This window comes from Acetivibrio sp. (assembly GCF_035371925.1).
In the GTDB taxonomy this organism is placed as follows: domain Bacteria; phylum Bacillota; class Clostridia; order Acetivibrionales; family Acetivibrionaceae; genus Hungateiclostridium.
On record NZ_DAORXT010000026.1, the window covers coordinates 1 to 24,160 of the forward strand.

The 24,160-nt window shown below is 38.5% G+C and carries 18 protein-coding genes and 1 other annotated feature; of the genes, 3 read left to right on the forward strand and 15 right to left on the reverse strand.

The annotated features are described in order from the left end of the window. Window positions 1-386 precede the first annotated feature (386 nt). The 4 genes from PLH43_RS05350 to PLH43_RS05365 all read right to left on the reverse strand — a co-directional run bounded on the left by PLH43_RS05350 (window position 387) and on the right by PLH43_RS05365 (window position 5,258). A complete protein-coding gene (locus PLH43_RS05350) occupies window positions 387-1,736 on the reverse strand; it encodes an aspartate kinase (RefSeq protein WP_324360863.1) in 1,350 nt (449 codons plus the stop codon). A 116-nt stretch (window positions 1,737-1,852) separates the two neighbouring features. Then, window positions 1,853-3,100 (reverse strand): homoserine dehydrogenase, encoded by a 1,248-nt coding sequence (locus tag PLH43_RS05355; RefSeq protein WP_324360865.1) that lies wholly within the window; start codon window positions 3,098-3,100, stop codon window positions 1,853-1,855. Window positions 3,101-3,114: 14 nt separating this feature from the next. After that, window positions 3,115-3,558: an ACT domain-containing protein gene (locus tag PLH43_RS05360; RefSeq protein ID WP_324360867.1), complete on the reverse strand. Its 444-nt coding sequence runs from the start codon at window positions 3,556-3,558 to the stop codon at window positions 3,115-3,117. A 179-nt stretch (window positions 3,559-3,737) separates the two neighbouring features. Beyond that, window positions 3,738-5,258 (reverse strand): HD domain-containing phosphohydrolase, encoded by a 1,521-nt coding sequence (locus tag PLH43_RS05365; RefSeq protein ID WP_324360869.1) that lies wholly within the window; start codon window positions 5,256-5,258, stop codon window positions 3,738-3,740. 258 nt (window positions 5,259-5,516) lie between these two features. On the opposite strand from PLH43_RS05365, the gene PLH43_RS05370 reads away from it, so the two are divergent. Beyond that, on the forward strand, window positions 5,517-6,605 hold the full coding sequence (locus PLH43_RS05370; protein WP_324360871.1) for a Gfo/Idh/MocA family oxidoreductase: 1,089 nt from the start codon (window positions 5,517-5,519) through the stop codon (window positions 6,603-6,605). A gap of 82 nt (window positions 6,606-6,687) precedes the next feature. Here PLH43_RS05370 and PLH43_RS05375 read toward each other — a convergent pair whose 3' ends face one another. The 9 genes from PLH43_RS05375 to PLH43_RS05415 form a co-directional block, all read right to left on the reverse strand. Beyond that, window positions 6,688-7,056 (reverse strand): response regulator, encoded by a 369-nt coding sequence (locus tag PLH43_RS05375; protein ID WP_324360873.1) that lies wholly within the window; start codon window positions 7,054-7,056, stop codon window positions 6,688-6,690. A 240-nt stretch (window positions 7,057-7,296) separates the two neighbouring features. Then, window positions 7,297-8,796: a threonine synthase gene (gene thrC, locus PLH43_RS05380; RefSeq protein WP_324360875.1), complete on the reverse strand. Its 1,500-nt coding sequence runs from the start codon at window positions 8,794-8,796 to the stop codon at window positions 7,297-7,299. Between the two features lie 254 nt (window positions 8,797-9,050). Next, window positions 9,051-10,199 (reverse strand): patatin-like phospholipase family protein, encoded by a 1,149-nt coding sequence (locus PLH43_RS05385; RefSeq protein ID WP_324360877.1) that lies wholly within the window; start codon window positions 10,197-10,199, stop codon window positions 9,051-9,053. 86 nt (window positions 10,200-10,285) lie between these two features. After that, window positions 10,286-11,440: a tetratricopeptide repeat protein gene (locus tag PLH43_RS05390; protein WP_324360879.1), complete on the reverse strand. Its 1,155-nt coding sequence runs from the start codon at window positions 11,438-11,440 to the stop codon at window positions 10,286-10,288. Window positions 11,441-11,518: 78 nt separating this feature from the next. Beyond that, the gene (locus PLH43_RS05395; RefSeq protein WP_324360881.1) at window positions 11,519-12,808 is read right to left on the reverse strand and encodes a folylpolyglutamate synthase/dihydrofolate synthase family protein; all 1,290 of its coding nucleotides are present in this window, start codon (window positions 12,806-12,808) and stop codon (window positions 11,519-11,521) included. A gap of 89 nt (window positions 12,809-12,897) precedes the next feature. Next, window positions 12,898-15,630 carry a preprotein translocase subunit SecA gene (gene secA, locus PLH43_RS05400; RefSeq protein WP_324360883.1) on the reverse strand — a complete coding sequence of 911 codons (2,733 nt, stop codon included), beginning with the start codon at window positions 15,628-15,630 and terminating at the stop codon, window positions 12,898-12,900. A gap of 19 nt (window positions 15,631-15,649) precedes the next feature. Further along, window positions 15,650-16,183 (reverse strand): DUF5317 domain-containing protein, encoded by a 534-nt coding sequence (locus PLH43_RS05405; RefSeq protein WP_324360885.1) that lies wholly within the window; start codon window positions 16,181-16,183, stop codon window positions 15,650-15,652. Window positions 16,184-16,320: 137 nt separating this feature from the next. Continuing rightward, entirely contained in the window at window positions 16,321-16,716 is a 396-nt protein-coding gene (locus PLH43_RS05410) for a hypothetical protein (protein WP_324360887.1), read from the reverse strand. A 120-nt stretch (window positions 16,717-16,836) separates the two neighbouring features. Then, a complete protein-coding gene (locus PLH43_RS05415; protein ID WP_324360888.1) occupies window positions 16,837-17,130 on the reverse strand; it encodes a YerC/YecD family TrpR-related protein in 294 nt (97 codons plus the stop codon). Window positions 17,131-17,987: 857 nt separating this feature from the next. Between PLH43_RS05415 and PLH43_RS05420 the strand changes: the two genes are divergently transcribed. Then, window positions 17,988-19,316 carry a CCA tRNA nucleotidyltransferase gene (locus PLH43_RS05420; protein WP_324360890.1) on the forward strand — a complete coding sequence of 443 codons (1,329 nt, stop codon included), beginning with the start codon at window positions 17,988-17,990 and terminating at the stop codon, window positions 19,314-19,316. A gap of 19 nt (window positions 19,317-19,335) precedes the next feature. After that, window positions 19,336-20,268, forward strand: coding sequence for an alpha/beta hydrolase (locus PLH43_RS05425; protein ID WP_324360892.1), 933 nt, complete (start codon window positions 19,336-19,338; stop codon window positions 20,266-20,268). 109 nt (window positions 20,269-20,377) lie between these two features. Here PLH43_RS05425 and PLH43_RS05430 read toward each other — a convergent pair whose 3' ends face one another. Then, on the reverse strand, window positions 20,378-21,904 hold the full coding sequence (locus PLH43_RS05430; RefSeq protein ID WP_324360894.1) for a 2-isopropylmalate synthase: 1,527 nt from the start codon (window positions 21,902-21,904) through the stop codon (window positions 20,378-20,380). A 112-nt stretch (window positions 21,905-22,016) separates the two neighbouring features. Beyond that, window positions 22,017-22,252, reverse strand: a binding site (T-box leader). 140 nt (window positions 22,253-22,392) lie between these two features. After that, the gene (locus PLH43_RS05435) at window positions 22,393-24,159 is read right to left on the reverse strand and encodes a two-component system histidine kinase PnpS (RefSeq protein ID WP_324360896.1); all 1,767 of its coding nucleotides are present in this window, start codon (window positions 24,157-24,159) and stop codon (window positions 22,393-22,395) included. Between the last annotated feature and the right edge of the window lies 1 nt (window position 24,160).

Genomic DNA, 24,160 nt, shown 5'->3' on the forward strand with positions numbered 1-24,160 from the left:
TTTTCACTTCCCTGGCCATATCGTCAAATTTATCCGATATTTCCTTCACTTTTCCTGCTACTCGTGTCATCTCTTCAGGTGTTATTTTTATCTGCATATCTATCTTCAGCCCCCTACATGCAAAACCGATTTAATTTACAGTTGTGAAAATTATACCATTAGATATCTTTGAATTCAATAAATATACAAAGGCATTGTAAGATGTTAAAAACCTTGCATTCAAGGAAATCAAAGGTTTTCCTCCTGATAAGAATCATAAAGATAATACATAAAAATTTTTTATGTTAATATTATGGACGAGAAAGAAAAATACACCAAAATAATTTTTAGAGCACAAAAAAAGGACTGCGACCATAAGTCACAGCCCACAAACTCTACAGCTCAGTTTAGCTAAAAAACTCATCATACAACGCCTTTACCGCTTTAACATTATCTTCAGCCTTTATACCAAACATCATACTTACTTCCGATGAACCTTGATTTATCATTTCTATGTTTACATTTGCTTTTGCCAAAGCTCCACAAGCTCTTGCCGCAATTCCCACCGTACTCATCATGCCTTCGCCTACAATCATAACCAGAGCACGGTCATATCCTATCTTTATGTCGTCAACCTTCAATTCATCCTTTATCCTTCTCACTATACGTTCTTCCTTGGCTTTGTCAAACTGCTTCTGTTCGATTATAATAGACATATTGTCAATTCCGGATGGAATGTGCTCATAGGACAGCCCTTCATCTTCCAAAATACTAAGTACTTTTCTTCCAAAGCCAATCTCTCTGTTCATCATGTATTTGCTTATATAAATACTGCAGAATCCTGTACCGCTTGCTATTCCGATAACAGGACCATTATCCGGTTTCCTTGTCGGTGCAATGGTTGTACCGGGCGCAGACGGGTTATTGGTATTTTTAATGCATACTGGAATCTCCATTCTGTAAACCGGTTCAAGAGTCTCTTCATGAAGCACTGAAAAACCGGAATAGGAAAGCTCCCTCATTTCTCTGTATGTAAAAGTTGAAATCGGTCTCGGATTCTCAATAATGTTGGGATTAGCAGCAAAAACCGCGTCAACATCCGTAAAGTTCTCATACACATCAGCCTTTACCGCTGCTGCAAGTATTGCCCCAGTTATGTCAGAACCTCCTCTTGGGAATGTAACAACATCCCCCTTCTTTGAATATCCGAAAAATCCAGGGAAAATCATAATTTTATCCCTCTCCCTCAAAAGTTTTAAATTCTCATACGATTCCGGCAATACTCGTGCATTTCCATACTCTTCGCTCAGTAAAAGTCCCGCATCTTTAGGATTTACATACTCTGCATTAATCCCCTTGCTTATAAGATACGCTGCAACCACCTTTGCATTGTTATCCTCTCCTGCCGCCTTCATGGTGTCCATGAATTTATCCTTGTCGCCGTTGCTGCACTCAAGCCTTTTTTTCAGGTCATCGGCAATCATTTCCGTAACATCTGGTGAAAGTTCAAGACCTTTTACAATATCGTCAAATCTATCAATAACAGCCTGAAGCTCATCATCCGCTTTACCTTCTTTGTAATATTTATCAGCCAAAGCAATCAAAAGATCTGTAACCTTTGTATCATCCTTGCTGCGCTTACCCGGAGCAGAAACAACAATCAGCCGTCTGTCCTTGTCACTCAAAACTATATCGCACACTTTTCTTATTTGATTCGCATCCGCCAATGACGAACCGCCAAATTTAGTAACTTTCATAAATAAAACCTCCAATTCAGATTTAGCCAAACTTATCAATAGACTTAAAATAATTAATCCTACTATTATTATAATTATCTAATTTTGCTTATGTTAATATGCACCAAGCAATAATATCAATCCAAAATCCTTATGATATTTGCCACCTGTTTTACAGCCTTATTCTCTTTTAACAGCTCAAGAGCATTGCAATGGTCCTTTTCAAAACCGCAAGCAGTAACAAATGCTACTTCGTCTTCCACGCTTATATCACAAGCTTTTACCCATTCAACATTTCCAAACGTATTTTCCACGGCTTTTCGCGCCTCAAGCTCATCTTCCACCTTCAACCTTACGAAATATCTTGACTTAGTCTCTCCAAAATCGATAACGTTGTTGCCTTCTTTGACACCCCAGTCATAATTGCTGCTAGTGCCCCAATGCTTCACAATTTCAATGACATCTGCCACAACCGCACTCGCTGTCGGAAGCTTTCCGGCTCCCGGGCCATAAAACATTGCCTCTCCAATTGCATCGCCCTTTACAACAATCGAATTAAAAACATCCTCAACATTGTGAAGGGGATTTTTGTTACTTACTATTGCAGGCGTTACCCTTGCCACAATGCCGTCTTCGATTTTTTCGCTGAGCGCAATAAGCTTAACGGTTGAATCCATGCTTTCAGCATACTTCATATCAACAAGACTTATCTTTGTTATACCTTCCGTATATATTTTTCTATAATCAACAAACTCATTATATGCAATGGATGAAAGTATCGCAATTTTCCTGCAGGCATCATGTCCTTCAATATCTGCTGTAGGATCCGCTTCTGCATATCCTTTGCTTTGAGCCTCTTTTAAAGCCTCTTCAAAATCTTTTCCCTGTTTTTTCATTTGGGTTAATATGTAGTTTGTAGTTCCGTTGAGTATTCCAATTATGCTGTATATTTCATTTGCAGCAAGGCAACGGTTCAGAGGCCTGATAATAGGAATTCCCCCTCCGACACTTGCTTCAAACAGGTAATTTACCCCATTGTCCTTTGCAAGCTTTAAAAGCTCCGGTCCATGGGTTGCAACCAATTCTTTGTTTGAGGTTACAACACTTTTTCCTCTGCTTAAAGCCTCCTTTGTAAATTGGTATGCAGCACCTATACCGCCGATAGTCTCAACAACTATTCCTATGGTCGGGTCATTAAAAATTTCATCCGGATCCTTTGTAAACAAATCCCGGTCAGGATTGTCCGGAAAATCCCTTATATCCAGTATCTTCTTTACGCAAATCTCCTGATATGCTTTTTTTGCTATGCTGACACTGTTCTTTTTGATAATCTCCACAACTCCGGAGCCAACTACTCCATATCCCAGCACCGCAATATTAATCATAAAAAAAACCCCCTCTATTCTCTTGCGAGTATCTCTTGTCTTTTTACTCCTTCTATACTGCTTATATCATCCAATAAATCCTTTATGTCTCTTGTCATCTGTCCCGTCTCTATTGTTATAGTAACATCTGCCAAGCCGTTTATGGGTATGTTTTGATTAATTGTGATAATGTTTGCTTTTGAATCGGCAATCCTGTTTATAATACTTGACAGGATTCCGGCATAATCCTCCAAGGTAAAAAAAAGAGTTATAACCTTTCCCCGTGAAGTCTCATAAAAAGGAAATATATGGTCTTTATATTTATAATAGGCGCTTCTGCTGATGCCTACTTTGCGGACAGCTTCATTTATGTTTTTGATTGCTCCACTGGACAATATCTTTTTGGCTTCAACAACCTTTAAAAAAACTTCAGGTAAAACTGAAGCATCCACCAAATAATATTTTGATGTGTTCTTCATACTCCCCCTCCGTGTCCTCGTACCGCGAACAATTGTATTTATACTGTGTAATAGTATCATAATCCAAAAATAATTTCAAGAGGTTTGTTAAAAATTTAATAAACAAAAAAGCACCCCATAATTGGGGTACTTTCACACTTTTAATATTAACTACTCCAATTGCTTTTTTAAGGATTTAATCAAAATATATTGTACTCTTTAGAATTAAAAGTATCCTCAATCTCTTTTTGCATGGTGCCATAGTCATCCAGCAATACCAAAAATTTCTCTACCACTTGGGAATCAAATTGAGTTCCGGAGTTTGCTATAATCTGGTTTTTAGCCTCTGCCAAATCCAGCTTGGACCTGTACTGCCTGTCGGAGGTCATAGCGTCAAAGGCATCTGCCACAGATATGATTCTGGCAAGGAAAGGTATTTCATCTCCCTTAAGTCCGTAGGGGTAACCCCGTCCGTCTATCCTTTCGTGATGATATTTCACCAACGGAACAATATCCTTAAACATTGAAACAGCCGATAATATGTGAGCTCCTTTTACTGGATGTTTCTTAATTTCCGCATATTCACTTTCACTCAGCTTGTCGGTCTTAAAAAGAATATCATCGGCAATCCCTATTTTTCCTATATCGTGGAAAATCCCAGCTGTCTTGAGCTTCTCCAAGGATTCTTCGTCCAGATTGAAGCTTTTCCCTATCTTAACCGCATAATATGCCACTCTGTCGGAATGCCCTCTTGTATACACATCTTTTGCATCAACCGTCAGCCGTAAAACCTGTATTGCATCCAAATATCTCTGTTTCAGCTCGTTGTATGTTCTGTCCAGCTCGTCATTTTTCATGCTTACTATGGAATGGAGGTGTACATTATTTATCGATGTTGCCGCCTGAGCCGCATATATCTTGAGCAATTCTATTTCAACAGGAACCTTGTCGGTTTCAATGTAAACAACTCCAAGGGTCTGGATAGTGTCGCTCATAAGGGGAAGAATGATTCCGTTTTCAAGGTAAACAACCTGCTTTAAAGTCCTGGTACGTCCCATTTCTTCCAAAAAGGATGGGGCGAGCATTTCTATAAACTTATCCAAACTCACATCATAAGTTCCCATTCCTTTAAACAAGCTTTCATTTCTATTGTTCCATATAAGATTGTCTATAATAATAAATGCATTTTTGCAATTGGCAAAAGACATTATATGTCCAAGAATCTCTTCAAGCAATTCATCTATTGATTTAAGCCGGTATATGTCCGGTACGGTCACAAGAATTTTATTTAAACCGTCTTTGAAATTTTTAATGGTTCTTTTCTGATAGATTGATTTGACTGCCGATTCTATTAAAAGTATCAACTGGTCAAAATTATCCGCTTTCTCACAATACCCTTGTATATCAAGAGACTTTATTGCCTTAAGCGGTGGGGCTGCATCCTTGTAACCAGTTAAAAGCAGTATATATATGTCCTTATTGAATTCTCTTATTTCTTCCACCACTTTGTCTCCCAGTATGGGCTGCATCAAATAGTCCAATATCATAAGGTCAAATTCTTCTTCCCGAACTTTTTCAATTGCTTCAAGAGGATTGCTTACTCCTGTATATTGATATCCCAAACGCTTTATAATTACCGACAGGGAATCTAGTATACCTCTTTCATCATCAACTACTATTATCTTAATATCTGAGGAACTTTCTATTTTGCCCTTTCTCACATTCTACCCTCCCTTAAAACTAAAAACCATACTGCAAGAATTCTATTAAAAAACAAATATGTAAAATTCAGTATGTTTATGTGAATCGCAAACTTTTTCATTATTTAATAAGTATATCGACTTTTTCACAAGATTCATTACAGATAATATAATTCAAATAATATATTTCAAAGACCTTTCGAATAAATCGGATTTATATATGAAATAATATAACGTGGCAATAAGTGTTCAAGTAAAATAACACGGAGGAAGATAAAAATGAAAAAAATTCGTCTTGCCGTAATAGGAACGGGAATGGCTTGGGAAAGACTTCATTATCCTGCTATTTGTGAACTTGGCGATAAATATGAAATAGTTGCATTGTGTAATCGAACAAAGAAGGATGCCGAGGAATTTGCCAAAAAAATAAATCTCGGTCTGGACAGAGTTTACGATGATTACAATGAAATGCTAAAAAGAGATGACATAGATGCCGTAGACATTCTTGTTCCTATTGAATCCAACTACTTGGTTTCTGAAGCAGTCGCAAAAACTGGCAGGGACTTTATTTGCGAAAAACCCCTTGCCTCCAACAGAGAAGATGCAAAAAAATATCTGGAGCTTTCAAAAAAGTACAATGTCAAAATTATGATAGCCGAAAACTACAGATACAGCGACGAGAACAACAAAATCAGGGATATAGTAAACAGCGGAAAAATCGGAGATGTGATATATTTTATTAAAAACAACATATCCTGTTTCCCCTGTGAAATGACAAAGGACACTTTTGCTGCCACCGAATGGAGACAGCATCCCAAGTTTTTCGGAGGCGCTTTTTTAGATGCTGCTATACATGACATTGCGGCAATGAGGCATATTTTCGGAGCAGTTGAGTGTGTTCAAGCCTTTGGAAAGCCACAGTCCGAAAGCTTTAACCCCTATGTGTCGGTAAATACCAATATTCTCTTTAAAAACGGCGTGATAGGTTATTATACGTACTATCCGTCGGGGGTCGAAACTCAAAAGCCGGCAGTGGGTTTTAGAATCTTCGGCACCAAGGGTGAAATATATCTTGAAGACAAAACATGCGGAATAATAAATGTGTCATACCGTGACGGCAGCTCGGAGCATGTAAACTTTATTCCCGAAAGGGGATTTTATAATGAGCTCCTAAACTATTACAACGCCGTAAACGGAACGGAGCAAATATCTGTAACCCCTGAAATGGAGTACGGAGACGTCAAAATGGTTTTTGACATTTTAGATTCCATATCTTTTAGAGAGATAATATATGTTGATGAGGAAACACCAAAAAGACAGTTGGAATTTATAGATGATGAAGTAAAAATCCATCCTTTCCTTCAGTAGAAAAATGGGCGCATTTTTCCTTTATATCTATAAATGCGCCCTTGCAATTTCATATTTTCCGCCATTATGTATGTATAAATTATTATGTATGTATGAATTGTTTAAGGCCGTTTTCCACATCCTTTCGACTGAAAGGTTTCGGAATATAACCCACCGCCCCGTTTTTTATGGCCTGCCGTATAACTTTTTCAGATGTTACTGCCGATACCATTATTATTTTACTGGCACAGCTTACCTGTAAAATCCTCTTAATCGCCTCAATCCCGTCCATTCCAGGCATTGAAACATCAAGGGTCACAACCTCCGGCTGCATTTCTTTTGCTTTATCAACAGCTTCAAAACCATCCTGGGCAAACTCAATATTGCTATACCCAATATCTTTTAGTGTATTGCCCAAAAGTTTCCTCATAAAAAAGGCGTCATCCACAACTAGTATTTTTGTCTTGTCCATCCTGCACAACACCTCTATTCTTTTTATATATTTATATATATGTCTATATATTTATTTAAAAACAGTGTTTTTAAAAGTTTTTCCCCTAAATATTAATTTATGAAAATGAAGATATAATTGACCGAGATTTTAGAAAATTAAATCACGAAATGCCGTACTACGAATACTTTACGCTATATACGCAATTTTGATTGGAGTCGGGCTTCACTTTTTAAGTGAAACCCGAAATTTAATCAATTTTTACAGACCAAGGATATCTTCAACCTGCTGTTTCATATCAAATTTACCACAAACCGTTTTGTGAAGCACAGGCTTCTTGTCAAGATCTTTCAATCCTTCCGGTATCTTAAGCCCGCACTCTCTTGATAAAATCTCAAGAAGTTCGAATTCCGTTCTTCCCTTTAACGCTTGATCCCCCAAAACTGCCTTTACCACACTCTCGTTAAACTTGAAGGGGCTTGCTGTTGACGCAATAACCGTCTTTGTCACATCACCGGTTGAAATTACATACTTGTCGTAGACATCAACACCTACAGCAGTATGGGTGTCAATGACATATCCATATTCCTTGTATATTGCTTCTATGGTCTTTAAAGTCTCGACCTCACTTGAATATCCTCCCCAGAATATATCGGATACTTTTTTCTTCACTGAATAATCAACAGTATATTTCCCGGTTTCCTTCAAACTGTTCATCCAGTTGTTTATCGGCAAAGGATCGTGTCCGGTAAGTTCAAAAAGGAGTCTTTCAAGATTGCTTGATATCAATATGTCCATAGACGGTGAAATGGTCTTTTTAAACTCCCTGTTCTTGTCATATACCCCTGTATTGATAAAATCGGTCAAAACATTATTGTCGTTGGAAGCACAAATGAGCCTGTTTACAGGAAGTCCCATTTGCATCGCGTAGAAGGCCGCAAGAATATTTCCGAAATTTCCGGTTGGGACAACAAAGTTTATCTTGTCACCCTCTTTTATTTCACCTTTCTTCAGCATATCCGCATATGCCGAAAAATAATATACTATCTGAGGCACAAGTCTTCCCCAGTTAATGGAATTGGCCGATGAAAACTTCAAATTTCCCTTCTCCATTTTTTGCTTAAGGTTTTCATCGGTAAAAATCGCTTTTACACCGCTTTGAGCATCGTCAAAATTTCCTTCCACTCCTACGGTGCAAACATTTTTTCCTTCCTGGGTAACCATTTGCATTTTCTGAACCTGGCTTACACCATCCTGCGGATAAAACACAATCACCCTTGTGCCATCGACATCCCTAAATCCTTCTAAAGCAGCTTTTCCGGTATCTCCGGAAGTTGCAACTAAAATTACGATTTCACCGGTTTCGCCAGTTTTTCTCAATGCCTTTACAAGAAAATGCGGCAAAATTTGAAGAGCCATGTCCTTAAACGCACATGTGGGCCCATGCCACAACTCAAGGATGTTGACATTTTCATTAAGCTGAACCAAAGGAGCTATTCTCTTGTCGTCAAACTTCTCATCGGTATAAGCACTGTATACGCAATCCGCTATTTCTTCATCGGAATAATCCGAAAGGTAATGCTTTAATATATATATCGCCCTTTCCTGATAACTCATATCAGCCATGGCACTTATTTCTCTACCGGTAAAACTTACGCTTTTTTCGGGGACAAACAATCCGCCGTCCGGCGCTATTCCCCTCTTTATTGCCTCAGCAGATAATACAGACTTAAATCCCCCGCGTGTACTCTCATAATACATTTTGCTTCCTCCTATATATCGTAAATGGCATAAATTCTAAAAACGGTACAAATAATTCTGTCATTGTAACGGCAAATTCAAGTACGTCCGGAAAAACAATACAAGTGATAAATCAAGCCGGCAATGAATTTTATATCACAAGACTAACGTCCGATAATATGATTCAATAGATTGTTCACCAACTTTAATAATATAATAAAATTCAAAAAAAATAAAGAATATTTTCTCCAAATCTATAAAATAGCTACGGGCAATTATATACCCCCAAGAATTCTCCTTAAAACATAAAAAAAGACACATCTTTCCACGTATTTTTCCCGGTACACCTTGTAAAGTGAGTAAAGTGCAGCCCTTCTTCCGGAATCAATAAGGTATTCTTTATCCTTGTCGCTCAATTCAAAATCCAGAAAAGAAATGTCCCCGGTATATATTCTGACAAGACAGCAATTTTTGTAGTACTTTACGTTGGGAATGCCGAAATCGTGTACAGCAGATATAAGCCCTTTTAAAATGTTAAAAGGTGTCATAATATTAATCAGTTTTTCCTTTCCCTTCAGCTCGCAAGCGATAAGCGGAACGGACATGGAAGGTTGAATAAGCCATAACGGCAGATTGTCCAACACCCCACCGTCAATCAGGTAATGCTTTTTTATACTGTTGCCTTCTTTCTTCAAAACTTCCACCGGCTTAAAAGCAAAAGGAACGCTCGTGCTCATTCTTACTGCTTTTGCCACTTCAAGCCGGTCAGGATCCATACCGTAATAGGAAATGTCATCAGGAAGAATTACAATCTTTCCTCTATTTGCATCCACTGCCGTCATTCTAACCTTGTACCCGTTTGGGTTTGACCGGTCGGGTTTGCCCAGCCTTAAATCCGCAAAGGTTTTTATGCCTCTTCTCCTTAATACTTTGTATACCCACTCTTCAAGATAATCTCCGTCAAAAAGACATCCTTGTTTGCTGTAAGTTATAACATTTTTTAAAAGATCTTTTCTGTACCCGGTAAATTCCTCATCTATTTCAAGAGGTTCGTAATTTGCAGGAGAATTATAGCGGCTTTCCCGTTCTATGTAAGGCATATTCAAAAAAGCTTTGAAGCTCTTATCTCCTCGAAGTAAATTCTTAGAGCTATATTCCAAATATTTTTTTATTACCGGTATTTCCCGGGAAATATCAGAAAGCTTCACTTTTTCAAAATTAAACTCATACAAGATTTTTTTCAACTCGTATGAGTTGTATCCGGCACCCATAAAAGCCCCTACCAAGGCCCCTGCAGATACCCCTGCAATATTTTTGAAATAAAATCCTTTCTCTTCGGCTACTTCAAACATTCCAATGTATGCAATACCCCGTACTCCTCCGCCTCCCAATACAAGATTTGCCAGCTTTCTTTCTTTATTCATATAATATTTGCCTTTCAAAGGATTATAACTATGTTATATATATTATTTAAAATCAATAAATATTAATTTCCGATTATTTTCACTTATCACTGAGTGTTTCGAATTTGATTTATACGATCCCTTGAATATCCTGCATATGCGGTATTTGGAAATTTGTTTACAAGTTCCTCATAAACTTCTAAAGCTTTTGTGCTGTTATTGAGTTCCTGGTAACATACCCCCAAATAATAGAGATTATTTACCGCATATCTCCAATTGTCGCTGTAAGAGCGGGATCTTTCAAATCTCTCAACAGCCTCCTGATAATTTTTCCTATTGTATAGTTCTCTCCCTTGATTATACTCATTTTGCGCAGCTTTGGGCATAACATCCTGGTATAATTTGTCATATTTTTCTTTTTCTATTCCGGTAAAACCTGCATTTTTCAATAACAATATCAAATCAGCCGCTTCGCGATGTTTGTTTTCCGAAGCATATTTTTCAATCTCAAGAAGTTTTGAAGCATTCAAATAATAATCAACCTGCTTTTTCACTTCTTCAAACATTTCATTTAATCCCTGGTATTTTTCATTTAATTCATCGTACCTCTTCTGGGCTTCATCCCTTTCACCGATAAGAATATCGTTTTCCTCCAACAATTGATTTAACTGCTCCTTATTCTCCTCTCTAAAATAAAATTTAAAGCTTAAGAGGAAAACCAAAAGTGCACCAATTATAAGCCCCAATAACAACCTCGCCGTATCCATGGGCTTGTATTCCCATATTTTCATCAGCTTCTTAAAGGAAAACGAACCTGCGCTTCTACCTGCAATTCCTTCCGAATCCGCACTTGCCCCTCTGCTACTTCCTCTTTTTTTCTTGGACTTTCTTTCCTTTTCCTGTTTATTTATGACAGACTCATAACCGGGATCAATTTCCTTTAAATATCTCATCGCCATTATACTGTTTTTCTCGGCATCTATAACCTTCTGAAAAGTCTGGGCTGCTTTATCGTTTTCCCCGATATACATATAGAAAATACCTAGTAAATTTATTGCTTCATGAAAATCAGGATTTAAAGAAATGGCCTTCTTAAGCTCAATTATAGCCATATCCTCGCTTTTTGCGCGAAAATCCTCTAAAGCTTTATTATAAAGCAGTATGGAGTTTTTAATATTGTCAGGTATGTTCGGGTTTGTCGCGGATAACTTATCCAAATCAATCATTGAATACTTTTGAAGCTCATTTTTAAAATCTATCATAAAAACAACCCCCGCATTAATTATTATACCTTTTAAAACAGCCTTGTATTAAACCCTTTGGATACACATTTGCCAATTTTAATACTTGCGGTCCAACAGAATGCTTCGTACTTCACCGATATAATACAGTGAACCGAAGGCACAAATCAAGCCGTCCTTTGGAGTAATCTCAAAACTTTTATCAACTGCATTTACAATTGCATCACTAATATAAACATTTTTACAATAGCCTTCCAGACTCTGAGCCAGTATTTCAGCAGGTAAAGCCCTATCGCTGTTGGGCGTCACAGCAATTACATGCTCAGCAAGCGGTGCACATTCCTCAATCATCTTGCCGTAGTCCTTGTCTCCCAAAATACCTATAATAAATACTATTTTTTTGTACGGAAAATATGTTTTTAAAAACTTTGAGAGAGTTTGAGCACCTTCAGCATTATGAGCCCCATCAATTAAAAATATCGGCTCTTTTTTGAGAATTTCAAGCCTTCCGGGCCATTTCGCATTAGCCAATCCTTTTCTTATCGAACTCTCGCAAATCTTGCTTAATCCCTTCTTAGCCAAAATCAGAGAGGTCTTTAGAGCCACCACAGCATTTTTTACCTGATGCTCTCCCAAAAGCCCTATCTTTAAAGACTTAAACCGTCCATAGTCAAACTCCTGTCCCTCTATGAAAAAACTTTTTATTTCTAAAGATTCAAAAGACACCTTGTGAAGACAGGCATCTTTTTTGCGGCATACATCTTCAAAAACCCTGTCAGCTTCTTGACTCTGGGGGTACAGCACCACATCGGTACCCTTTTTTATTATTCCCGCTTTCTCAAAAGCTATTTTATCCAATGTATTCCCCAACTGCGCCATATGGTCATAGCTTATGGTGGTTATAACTGCCGCCAAAGGAGCATCTATTATATTGGTGGAATCAAACCTGCCTCCAAGCCCCACCTCCAAAACAACGATGTCACAGGCCTTTTCATAAAAATATTGAAAAGCAACTGCCGTTACTATCTCAAATTCTGTAGGATGATTTGATCCCCGTAAAACCATCAGCTCAACCTTTTCCTTTACAAACCCGGTGATTCTGGCCAAATCCTCTTTTGAAATTTCATCATTGCCGACTCTAATCCTCTCTGTAAAACGCTCAATATACGGGGAGGTGTATATGCCCACTTTATAGCCGGATTCTTTCAATATACTGCTGATAAATGCAACTGTCGAGCCCTTTCCGTTCGTCCCGGCAACATGTACATATTTAAGCTTCTTATGAGGATTGCCCATCAACTCAAGAAGCTTACGAATGTTGTCAAGACCAAGTTTTATGCCGAATTTATAAGTTCCATGTATATATTCCAACGCCTGTTCATAATTCATATCTTATACCTTCTCCATCCAGTGCTTTGCAAAAAGGGGTTTATGCCTATTTTGCAAAACCCCTTTGCTGTACTTCTTGAAATTTAATACTATTCATCAATACCGCAACATTTTTTATATTTCTTGCCGCTGCCGCACGGACATGGGTCGTTTCGGCCAATCTTGGTTTTTCTTACAACAGGCTTTTTGACTTCTTCCCCATGGGAAGCATTAACCGGCTCTGCAACTTTCTGGCGCTGAGGCATACGGTTGCGGTCAATATGCGTATTCAGTATTATTCTTACCACATCCGCCTGAATATTTCTGTTCATCTCCTCAAACATCTCAAAGCTTTCAAACTTGTACTCTATGACAGGGTCCTTCTGACCGAAGGCTCTAAGCCTTATTCCATGCTGCAGCTGATCCATGTCGTCAATATGATCCATCCATTTCTGGTCCACAATTCTTAAGAGGACAACCCTTTCCAGCTCCCTCATAAGCTCCGGACCAAATTCCATTTCTTTTTCCTCATATCTTTTTAGCATGTTGTCAAGTATTAATTTTCTGAGCTTGTCTTTATTGAGGTCCTCCATCTCTTCTCTTGAAAGGTTTAAGGTCCCTTCCGGAACATACGCTTTTTCAGTATAAGAGATTATTCCTTCCCAATCCCAGAAATCCGGATGGGGATTTTCACTGCAGAACAGATTTACAATATTGTCCGCTATGTTCTCCATCATCTTTACGATGCTTTCCTTGATATTTTCGCCGTTCAGTACTTTTCTTCTCTGGCCATAGATAACTTCTCTTTGCTTGTTCATAACATCATCGTACTCAAGGACATTCTTTCTTATGGAGAAGTTCTTGCCTTCCACTCTTTTTTGGGCATTTTCAATGGCGCCCGTCAGCATTTTGTGCTCGATTGGCTGGTCTTCTTCCAATCCCAAAGCCTCCACCATTCCCATGAGTCTGTCCGAACCAAAAAGACGCATAAGGTCATCTTCCAGGGATATATAAAATCTTGACTCTCCAGGGTCTCCCTGACGTCCCGCACGTCCCCTGAGCTGATTGTCTATACGCCTTGACTCATGTCTCTCGGTACCTATAATAAACAGTCCGCCGGCTTCCACAACCTTTTCCCGCTCTGCATCGGTAATTTTCTTAAATCCTTCATAAAGCTCGCGGTATACTTTTCTTGCGTCTAAAATCTCCAGGTCATCGGTGTCATTAAATCCTGTGGCTTGATTGATAATCTCTTCTCTATAGCCCTTCTTTCTCATTTCCTGTTTAGCCAAAAATTCAGGGTTACCTCCCAGCAAAATATCAGTACCGCGGCCGGCCATGTTGGTTGCAATGGTAACAGCACCCAGTTTTCCGGCCTGGGCAATTATTTCAGCTTCCCTCTCATGGTATTTGGCATTCAGCACCTGATGAGTGATACCGCGTTTTTTCAGCATGGTACTCAAAAGCTCCGACTTTTCAATGGATATGGTACCTATCAACACCGGCTGTCCTTTTTGGTTGCACTCAACTACCTGGTTTATGACAGCATTAAACTTGCCCCTCTCATTTTTGTACACACTGTCGGGATGATCAACTCTTACTACCGGCAGGTTTGTCGGTATTACGATAACATCCAGATTATAGATGCTCCTAAATTCCTGTTCCTCAGTCTGAGCCGTACCTGTCATACCGGACAGCTTCTTGTACATTCTGAAGTAATTTTGGAATGTGATGCTGGCCAAGGTCTTGCTTTCTCTTTCAACCTTTACCCCTTCTTTTGCTTCTATCGCCTGATGAAGACCGTTGCTGTATCTTCTTCCGTACATCAAACGTCCGGTAAACTCATCTACAATAATTACCTGATCGTCCTTTACCACATAGTCCCTGTCCCTCTTCATAAGTCCATGGGCTCTCAACGCCTGGTTTATATGGTGGGACAAGGTCATATTGTCCGGATCCGAAAGATTTTCAACACCAAAAAACTCCTCCGCCTTTTTCACTCCGCTGGCTGTCAAAGTTGCGGTATTGGCCTTTTCATCCACAATATAATCGGCTTCAATGTCATCCGTCTGTTCTTTGTCATCGAGCTCCGTAAACACTTTTACTTTGAGCCTTCTTGCAAAAACATCGGCTCTGGTGTAAAGGTCTGTGGATTTATCCCCGACTCCGGAGATAATAAGCGGTGTCCTGGCTTCATCCACCAAAATACTGTCAACCTCATCCACAATAGCAAAATGAAGATCCCTCTGAACCATGTCTTCTCTGTAGATAACCATGTTGTCCCTCAGATAATCAAAGCCGAATTCATTGTTGGTTCCATAGGTAATGTCACAGTTATAAGCCTTTCTTCTCTCTTCATTGGTAAGACCGTGAACAATAAGTCCCACGCTCAATCCCAAAAAATTATACAGCTTCCCCATCCATTCACTGTCACGGGTTGCCAAATAATCATTTACGGTAACAACATGCACACCTTTTCCTTCAAGGGCATTTAAATATACCGGAAGAGTCGCAACCAGGGTCTTACCTTCACCGGTTTTCATTTCCGCAATTCTTCCCTGGTGAAGTACAATTCCTCCGATAAGCTGAACTCTAAAATGCCTCATTCCCAAAACTCTCCTTGAAGCTTCCCTTACTACTGCAAAAGCTTCCGGAAGAATATCATCCAAAGTCTCTCCTTCGCTTAGCCTCTTTTTAAACTCTGGTGTCTTTGCTTTGAGCTGCTCATCGCTAAGTGCCTGAATCTCTGGCTCCAGCTCTTCTATTCTATCAACAATAGGTTTAATTCTTTTAAGCTCTCTATCGCTATAACTTCCAAAAACTTTTTGAAATATTTTAAGCATATAAAAACCTCCAGATATATTATTTTTCATTTTTCTTTTTTAATGCCATCATCGGTCGCGTAAACAACTCAAAAATGAATGCAAACAATCCCAATGCCACAACCAAATCTCCGATGCTTACTACTCCCATTCCTTGACCTATAAACCCTGGCAGGTATATAATATCAGCTAAAAAACTCAGCTTTGTAGTGCTGCCGATAACAGCATGCTTGTTATCGGCACCGGCCAATATTATATCGGTTACTTCTTTAACGCCGGCCTTTTGCATTGCCTCAAGGCTAACCGGCATCCTTCCTCCGTTCACAAGCATTACCAGTGCATTCATGGATGCACCCAGTCCCACAAACCACAGGCCGATATATTCCCTGTTGAACCATAAACAGAGAAGAAGTAAGGCAAATACCAAAGCCTGAATAATAAAACTGTATTTTACGGCACTTTCCAGCCCTTTAATTCCTAAAATCCTTGTAACAGTCTGCAAGACAAATGCAATTATTGCCAGCCAAGTCTTGCGAAGCTTGATATCGGGAAAACTGAAAGCTTTTCCTTTCATCCCTTGGACCGCCAACGCCAAAATAAAGGCAAGAAGCATGACAGTTAGATAAAGCAAGCTACCACCTCGCACATAAACGCTATTAAAATGTCCCTTTAAAATCGCAAGAAAAGTATCGATATCAAACGATATGAGTACTATATACAGGGGGGTGACAAATCCGACATATACAGACTTATATCATTGCCATCCCAAGAACATGAGGTGTTTACCCCAATCCATTGTACTGAGGGAATATATAAAAAGGCAGTATAATCGTATTCTCTGTTTAAAAATGCAAAGCTGTAACTTTTTTTACCGTCATTTTCGGAGCTGTCCGCACAAATTATACAAGAAGAGCCCAAAGAATCCGGGCTAGTATCCTCAATACTATCAAGGTCAGCCTTTTCGGGCATACTATCATCCAGTATAATAAGATCCAAATCGATCCCATCATATCTATAAAGATCAATCAGGTATCCCGCTATATTTACAGTTCCGTCTGAAGTCAACGTTGACAAAATCAGCAAGCTGATAAAAAGTCTTCTGAACATTTTTGCTTTCCTCTAATCTTAATATTCCACAATATTTATTGTAACAATCTAATAATATCCGATTTTAAAAATATAATCAACCGTATAAAACAAATGTAGCTTTATCTTCTGGTAAATACCCTATTTTTTATTGTACATCCTGTCAAGAATGGTTTTATAACCATCGGCACCATAATTTAGCGCCCTGTTTATCCTGCTTATTGTGGCAGTACTAGCTCCGGTTTTCTCACTAATCTCCGTATATGTTTTTCCTTCTCTGAGCATTCTTGCCACTTCAAGCCGCTGGGCAAGAGCCTTTATCTCAGCAACAGTGCAAATATCCTCAAAAAAATCATAACACTCTTCTATATTGTCAAGGAGAAGGATGGCCTCAAAAAGCTTATCCGTCAATTCATCCCTAATTTTAGAGTTCATAACCGCCTCAACTCCTGTTAAATTCTAAAGCAAAAAAAATCCCTTTGCAATTACAATATCAGCTTTTTCAAAAACAGTCAAGAACCTTGCTGTCACGTATACTTTTCGTTTTTTAATATAAATTTAATAATTTTGTAACACAAATGAAAAATTTTATAGAATTTAGCTTGCACATATGTTATAATAAAGATGAGATTCTTTATACTCTTATTTCCTCATATATATGAGGTTCTTTTTTTGCAGGGTCTTTAATTTCCGTCAAAAGTGTGCTTTATTCGACTATTCTTTGAATTTTCCGGTTGTTTCCATAATATGCACAATAGTCTTACAGTTTGTCACTTTGCAAACCTATTTTTTGCTTGTGCAAAATTGATACATTTGGTTAATATAGTATACAGAAGCAACCTTTTTCACCCCTCTAAATCAACTATCTGTGACATTTCCTAAATTTACATAATGCATTTTGATGCTTTTTGATGAATATTTTGTCGAATTTTGTGATTTTATCACGTTATGTTTCATATTTTTCCGATTTGATGTATATTGATTATAGTAATTTTATTAAAAGTTACTCCCCTAAATCCCGTTGCATTCTCCCTTCTCTCATTGGAATGCACGGGGTCTTTTTTTATCTGTTGCTCCAATAATCCGGTTTTAAAATCTTTAGTCAACTATTTTCGTATACATTTAATGTCATAATATATATATCCTAAAAAATAATATGCTATACGTTATATAAATGTCCGGCGCAAAAATATTTATAAATTTTGTAATATCCAGAATCAATAAAAAATATTAATCGCAAAATATATAGTATAATATATCACAAAAAAGATTTATCACATGAGGAGAAAGTAATGAACAGCAAAATTGAAATCAATATGCCCAAAGATGTGAAATATATTATCGAAACCCTGAACAATAAGGGTTTTAAAGCTTATATAGTGGGAGGCTGCGTCAGGGATGTTCTTTTGGATAAAGCCCCAACAGACTGGGATATTGCCACTGATGCACAGCCTCAAGATGTAAAACTCATGTTTGACAAAATCATTGAAACAGGCATTAAGCATGGGACAGTTACTGCCGTCATAAACGGCTGCAATTATGAAATTACCGCCTTCAGGGCACCGTCATCAGTTAAAAATCCTTCCATAAAAGATGATTTGGGATTTAGAGATTTTACAATAAATGCAATAGCTTATCACCCAAAAGAGGGCATAATTGACCCATATTCAGGTATTGAAGATTTGAAAAAAACTGTCATCCGTGCCGTAAGTTCCCCCGAGGACCGTTTCCATGAAGACCCCCTAAGGATGCTGAGAGCCGTACGATTGAGCTCAAGATTGGAGTTTGAAATTGACAAGTCGGTTCTTTCGTCCATAAAAAGAAACTGCAAACTGATAGAAAGAGTAAGTCCGGAAAGAATCCGGGATGAACTTTCCAAAATATTGACCTCGGACAGACCTGAAAATTTACTTGTTTTAAAAGAGACCGGGCTTCTCAAATATGTACTTCCGGAGTTTGACAGATGCTTTAAGACAGAGCAAAATCATCCTTATCATATTTATAATGTAGGAATGCACACTTTAAAGACAGTGTCCCATATTGAAAGCAATCTTGTTTTAAGGTGGACTATGCTTTTTCACGATATTGGAAAGCCCTCCGTCAAATCCACCGACCGAAATGGAATTGACCATTTTTACGGTCACCCGGAAAAAAGCGTGCATATTGCAGAAAAAATCATGACAAGGCTTAGATTCGACAACAAAACCATAAACAAAGTCCTAAGACTCATAAAGCACCATGACCGTCGTATAGAGCCGCATTACAAGTCGGTGCGGAAGGCCGTAAGCATTATCGGCAAAGACATTTTTTTAGACCTTTTAAAGGTACAGGAAGCGGATAAAAAGGGTCAAAACCCTCAGTATCTGGATGAAAGCCTTGAGACTCTCGGCAAAGTAAGGGAAATCTTTTTTAGTCTTGAGAAGAAAGGAAAAATCCTAAGTCTCCATGACCTTGCTCTAAACGGAGACGACCTTATTGCAATGGGCTTTGAACAAAGCCGAGAAATAGGGATAATTCTAAAAGAGCTTTACAATATTGTGCTTGACAATCCTAAAATGAACACAAAAGAAAAGCTGATTGAGGCCGTCGCAAATTTGAAAAGCAAATATTATAAAACCTAATCTCAAGCGAGGTATCTTTATGATTGCTCAAACCTTTACCTTCGAGACCAAAGACAAAACAGACATTTTTGTCTACAAGTGGATTCCAAAAGATAATATCAGAGGTATTGTGCAAATCGCCCATGGTGTCGGAGAACACGGGAAAAGGTACAAAAATTTTGCAAAAGAGCTTGTAAAGTCTGGTTACGCCGTTTATGCAAATGACCACAGAGGGCATGGCAAAACCGCCAAAACTCCCTCTCAGTCCGATTATTTCGGAAACAATTGCTGGAATCTGATGGTTGAGGATTGCCGGCAGCTAACAGAGATTATCCGAAAAGAAAATCCCCATGCTGCTGTATTTTTCTTCGGACACAGCATGGGAAGCTTCTTACTTAGGCAATACCTTTATGAATATCCCCGCGTAATTGACGGTGCTATTCTGGCCGGAACGGGAATTTATGAAAAGCTCCTTGTCGATGCAGGAATTCTTATAATAAAAAGGTTTATAAACAAAGGAATAGACGAAAAGAAAAGTTATCATATAATAAATAAAATACTTTTTAAAGGCTTCAACAGTAAAATCGACAACCCCAAAACCAATTTTGACTGGCTGTCTAGAGATGACAAAACAGTTCAAGATTTTATAAATGACCCTTTGTGCGGCATACCCCGTTCAATCCATTTCTTCTATGATTTTTTATGCGGTATCAGGGAAGTACATAAGAAAGAAAACGTTGAAAGAATACCCAAAAGCATCCCCATTTTTATCATTTCCGGCGATAAAGACCCTGTAGGCCACTGGGGAAGCGACATTCCCGCTCTTGCCCACAAGTTTGGCAAAGCCGGCATAAGGGATGTTACATACAGGCTCTATAAAGATGCAAGACACGAGCTTTTTAATGAACTCAACCGGGCCGAAGTGATAAACGATATAATAGCGTGGTTAAACAGCAAAAATCCTTTGTCTTAAAATAAAAAAAGACCTTCATAGCATCCGTTTTTATCGAAAGAAAACAGATGATATGAAGGCAGGTTTTTTTTGGAGTTTATCTTCCAAAAGGTTTGCGCATTTAATTATTTTACTTTCTTGCGCTTGAGGCAATAGCTTTATTAATTGCATCAATATAAGCTATTGCGCTTGAGGTAATTATGTCGGTATGTGTGCCTACACCTGTATATAATTTTCCGTTTTCCTTAAGGGTTACGGAAACCTCTCCTAACGAATCCATTTCTTCCGTCACCGCCGACACACTGTATTTATATAATATAAGATTGCTTGCCTCCTTGATAACAGAGTTTATCGCTTTGAAAACCGCATCCACCGGACCGTTTCCGTTTTCTTCAGCTTCAAGTACATCCCCGTTGGAGTCTTTAATCACCACTTTTGCGCTGGGTGTCTCAATATTGCCGCTTACAACTCTTATCTTTTCAAGCACATATGTCTCTTCCACAGCTTTTGCAGCAGATTCGATTATAAGAGACTCCAAGTCCGCTGTTGTTATGTTCTTCTTTATGTCGGTAAGCTTTTTAAAATCTTCAAACAATTTTGTAAGACGCTCTTCATCCAAGTCATATCCAAGCTTTTGAGCCTCTACTTTAAGAGCGTGTCTTCCCGAATGCTTACCAAGAAGAATAGTGCTGTCATCTCTGCCTACAACCTTTGGATCAATTACTTCATAAGTTGATCTTTCTTTTAACACACCATCTTGATGTATTCCCGACTCATGGGTAAATACATTCTTTCCAACTATGGGTTTGTTTACCGGTATCGGCAATCCCATATACTTACTTACAATTTTACTTGTCTTATATAACTGGGAAAGATCAATTCCCGTTTCAAATCCCAAATAATCCTTTCTTGCCGCAATATGGGTAACAACTTCTTCCAAAGCAGCATTACCTGCCCTTTCACCCACACCATTGATGGTACATTCTATCTGTTGGGCACCGTTCATAGCCGCAACAATAGAGTTGGCTGCCGCCATGCCCAAGTCGTTGTGGCAATGGACACTTATTATAGCCTTGTCAATATTTCTTACATTAGCCCTGATATTTCTTATGAGTTCTCCAAACTCAATAGGAGTTGAGTATCCAACGGTATCCGGAATATTTATAACTGTGGCACCGTTGTCTATTGCAGCTTCGATAACTTCATACAAAAACTCCAATCTCGTCCTTGATGCATCCATCGGCGAGTACTCTATCTCGTCGGTATACTGCTTTGCATGGTATACGGTACTCTTTACAATCTCAAGAACATCCTTCTCGGTTTTTCCCAACTGATGCTTTATTTGAATGTCCGAGCTGGATATGAAAATATGGAAGCACTTTTTCTGAGCGTCTTTAATCGCCTTCCAAGTCTCATCAATATCCCTTATAATTGCTCTTGAAAATCCGCATATATAAGGTCCTTCGACTTCTCTGGCAATTCTCTGCACCGCTTCAAAATCGCCCGGAGATGTTAATGGGAAACCCGGCTCAATAACATCTACTCCAAGACGTGCCAACTGTTTTGCAATATCCACTTTTTCCTGTATATTAAGATTTACTCCAGGTGTTTGCTCTCCATCTCTTAAAGTTGTATCAAAAATTCTAATTCTTCTCATTTTGATGACCTCCCTCAAATATATTGATTCTTACCTGTTCTGCATATGATTATGAAACCCGCGCGCGATACTGTTTTTCTTCAGTAAAAAACCCTTCGCTCCCGCAAAAGTATGCAGGGGCGAAGGGTCATTCTCCACGGTACCACCCTGATTCGGTATGAATAAAACCATACCCTCATTTTAGGTACTTGTTCGTACCAAACTGTAACGAAGTTAACGTCAACCCCTACTTTAGTTTCAGGATTGAAACTCCGGGACGAGCTATATATGTACTCTAATGTATCGGCTCCCACCATACCCGACTCTCTGTGACAATCAAGTACATTTTTTTCCCTTCATTGTCTTTTCGGTTATTCTTATACTTATATAATATATTAAATTATTTCTCTGTAATTGTCAATATAGTTTATTAAATTTTTTTGATTCCAATCGGATTGGTTTGGATTTTGATTTTTTAGCAAATAAATTCACTTATAGAAGGAATGCACCTATTCTTGATACGGTATCTTTACAATAAACTCCGTACCTTCTCCGGCTATAGAGTTTACCTTTATTTCTCCGTTGTAAAGGTTTACAATATGCTTCACAATTGAAAGTCCCAGACCGGTACCGCCCATGCCCCGGGACCTTCCCTTGTCCACCCTGTAAAAGCGTTCAAAAATCCTTGGTATATGCGCTTCGGGAATTCCTATTCCCGTATCTTTAACAGAAATAACAACCTTCCCATCCTCCTTGCATCCGTCAACCGATACCGACCCGTTTTGAATGTTATATTTTATTCCGTTGTCCACCAGATTCATTATCAGCTGTTTCATACGGTTTATATTTGCCTTCATCAATATTTCGTCTGCTACATTGTTACAAAGGCTGATGTTTTTTTCCTTTGCAATGTTCTGCATAACTTTAAACACATCATCCACCAGGGCTTTTAAGTCAAAAATTTCAAGATTTGTATCTTTCTGCTTTGTCTCAATTTCCGACAATAGCAAGACATCATTAATAAGCTCATGAAGTCTCTCTGCCTCAATATCGATAATATCCAAAAACCTTCCCGCCACCACAGGATTATTGATAGAACCGTTTTTCAGCGTCTCAATAAATCCCCGGATTGATGTAATCGGGGTTTTTAATTCATGGGTAACGTTGGAAACAAATTCAGTACGAAGCTGTTCCAGCTTTCTTACTTTTGTTATGTCCTGAATAAACACAATACCTCCGGAATTATCCAGGCTGCTGTTTTTCGGTCTTATGGGTGAAGCATTTACCAAAAGCACACGGTCATCAATTGCAATCTCGGTCTCCAACGGCCTGTTTCGCTCAATGGCCTCTTTTAAAAGAGAATTTATTTTACTGTTTTTTATATGATTGCTAATATCGTCCCCCACAACTTTTGCGCTAGCATCCAAGTTAAAAACATTGAAAGCTGCGGGATTTATCAGTATTACCTTGTTATTGCCGTCCACAGCAATAATGCCGTTTGTTATACTCTCAACTATGGACCCAAGCTCTATTTTTTTTGCATTTAAATCAAATATAGTCCTTTCAAGCTTTGAAGCCATCTCGTTAAAATGGTGGGCAAGCTGGCCCAGTTCATCTTTTGATTTTAATGTGATTCTTTTGGAATAGTTACCATTGGTTATTTCCTTCGATACCGAAATAATGTCGTTTAACGGACGTATTACCAATCCTGCTATCCTTAAAGACACTATTACCGATATTACAAGTGACATAATAAATATCAGTATGGAATAGAACCAAACCATCCTGTCAATTTTCTTAATTTGAATGAGAGGAACGGAAACTCTGACAATTACGTTCAGTTCTTCTACGGGAAGTGCCATATAAAGCAAATCCGATTTTAATGTCCTGCTGCTGCGGATGTCTTTACCGACATTTCCGCCAAGTGCCTCCTGAATCTCTTTTCTGCCCAAGTGGTTTTCCATTTGATTGAAGTTTGCATCGGAATCCCCCAGCACCTTTCCCTCAAAGCTAATAAAAGTAACCCTTAAATTTTCCCCGTGAAAGGTAGAATTATTATGTTTTTCGGCATAATCCTTTGCGATAGAGTCATAATCGATTTTGCCGTTTTCCTCTAGATTCAATAAATAATATTCAATTGAAAAGGCTATACCCTCCAGTTTGTTTTCCACCTCGCGAGTGTAAAACTTCTTGGAAATCCGGGGGATAAAAATAACTGCTACAGATAGAATTATAAGAATCAAAAGCAGATAATATTTGAAAATCTTCTTTTTCATA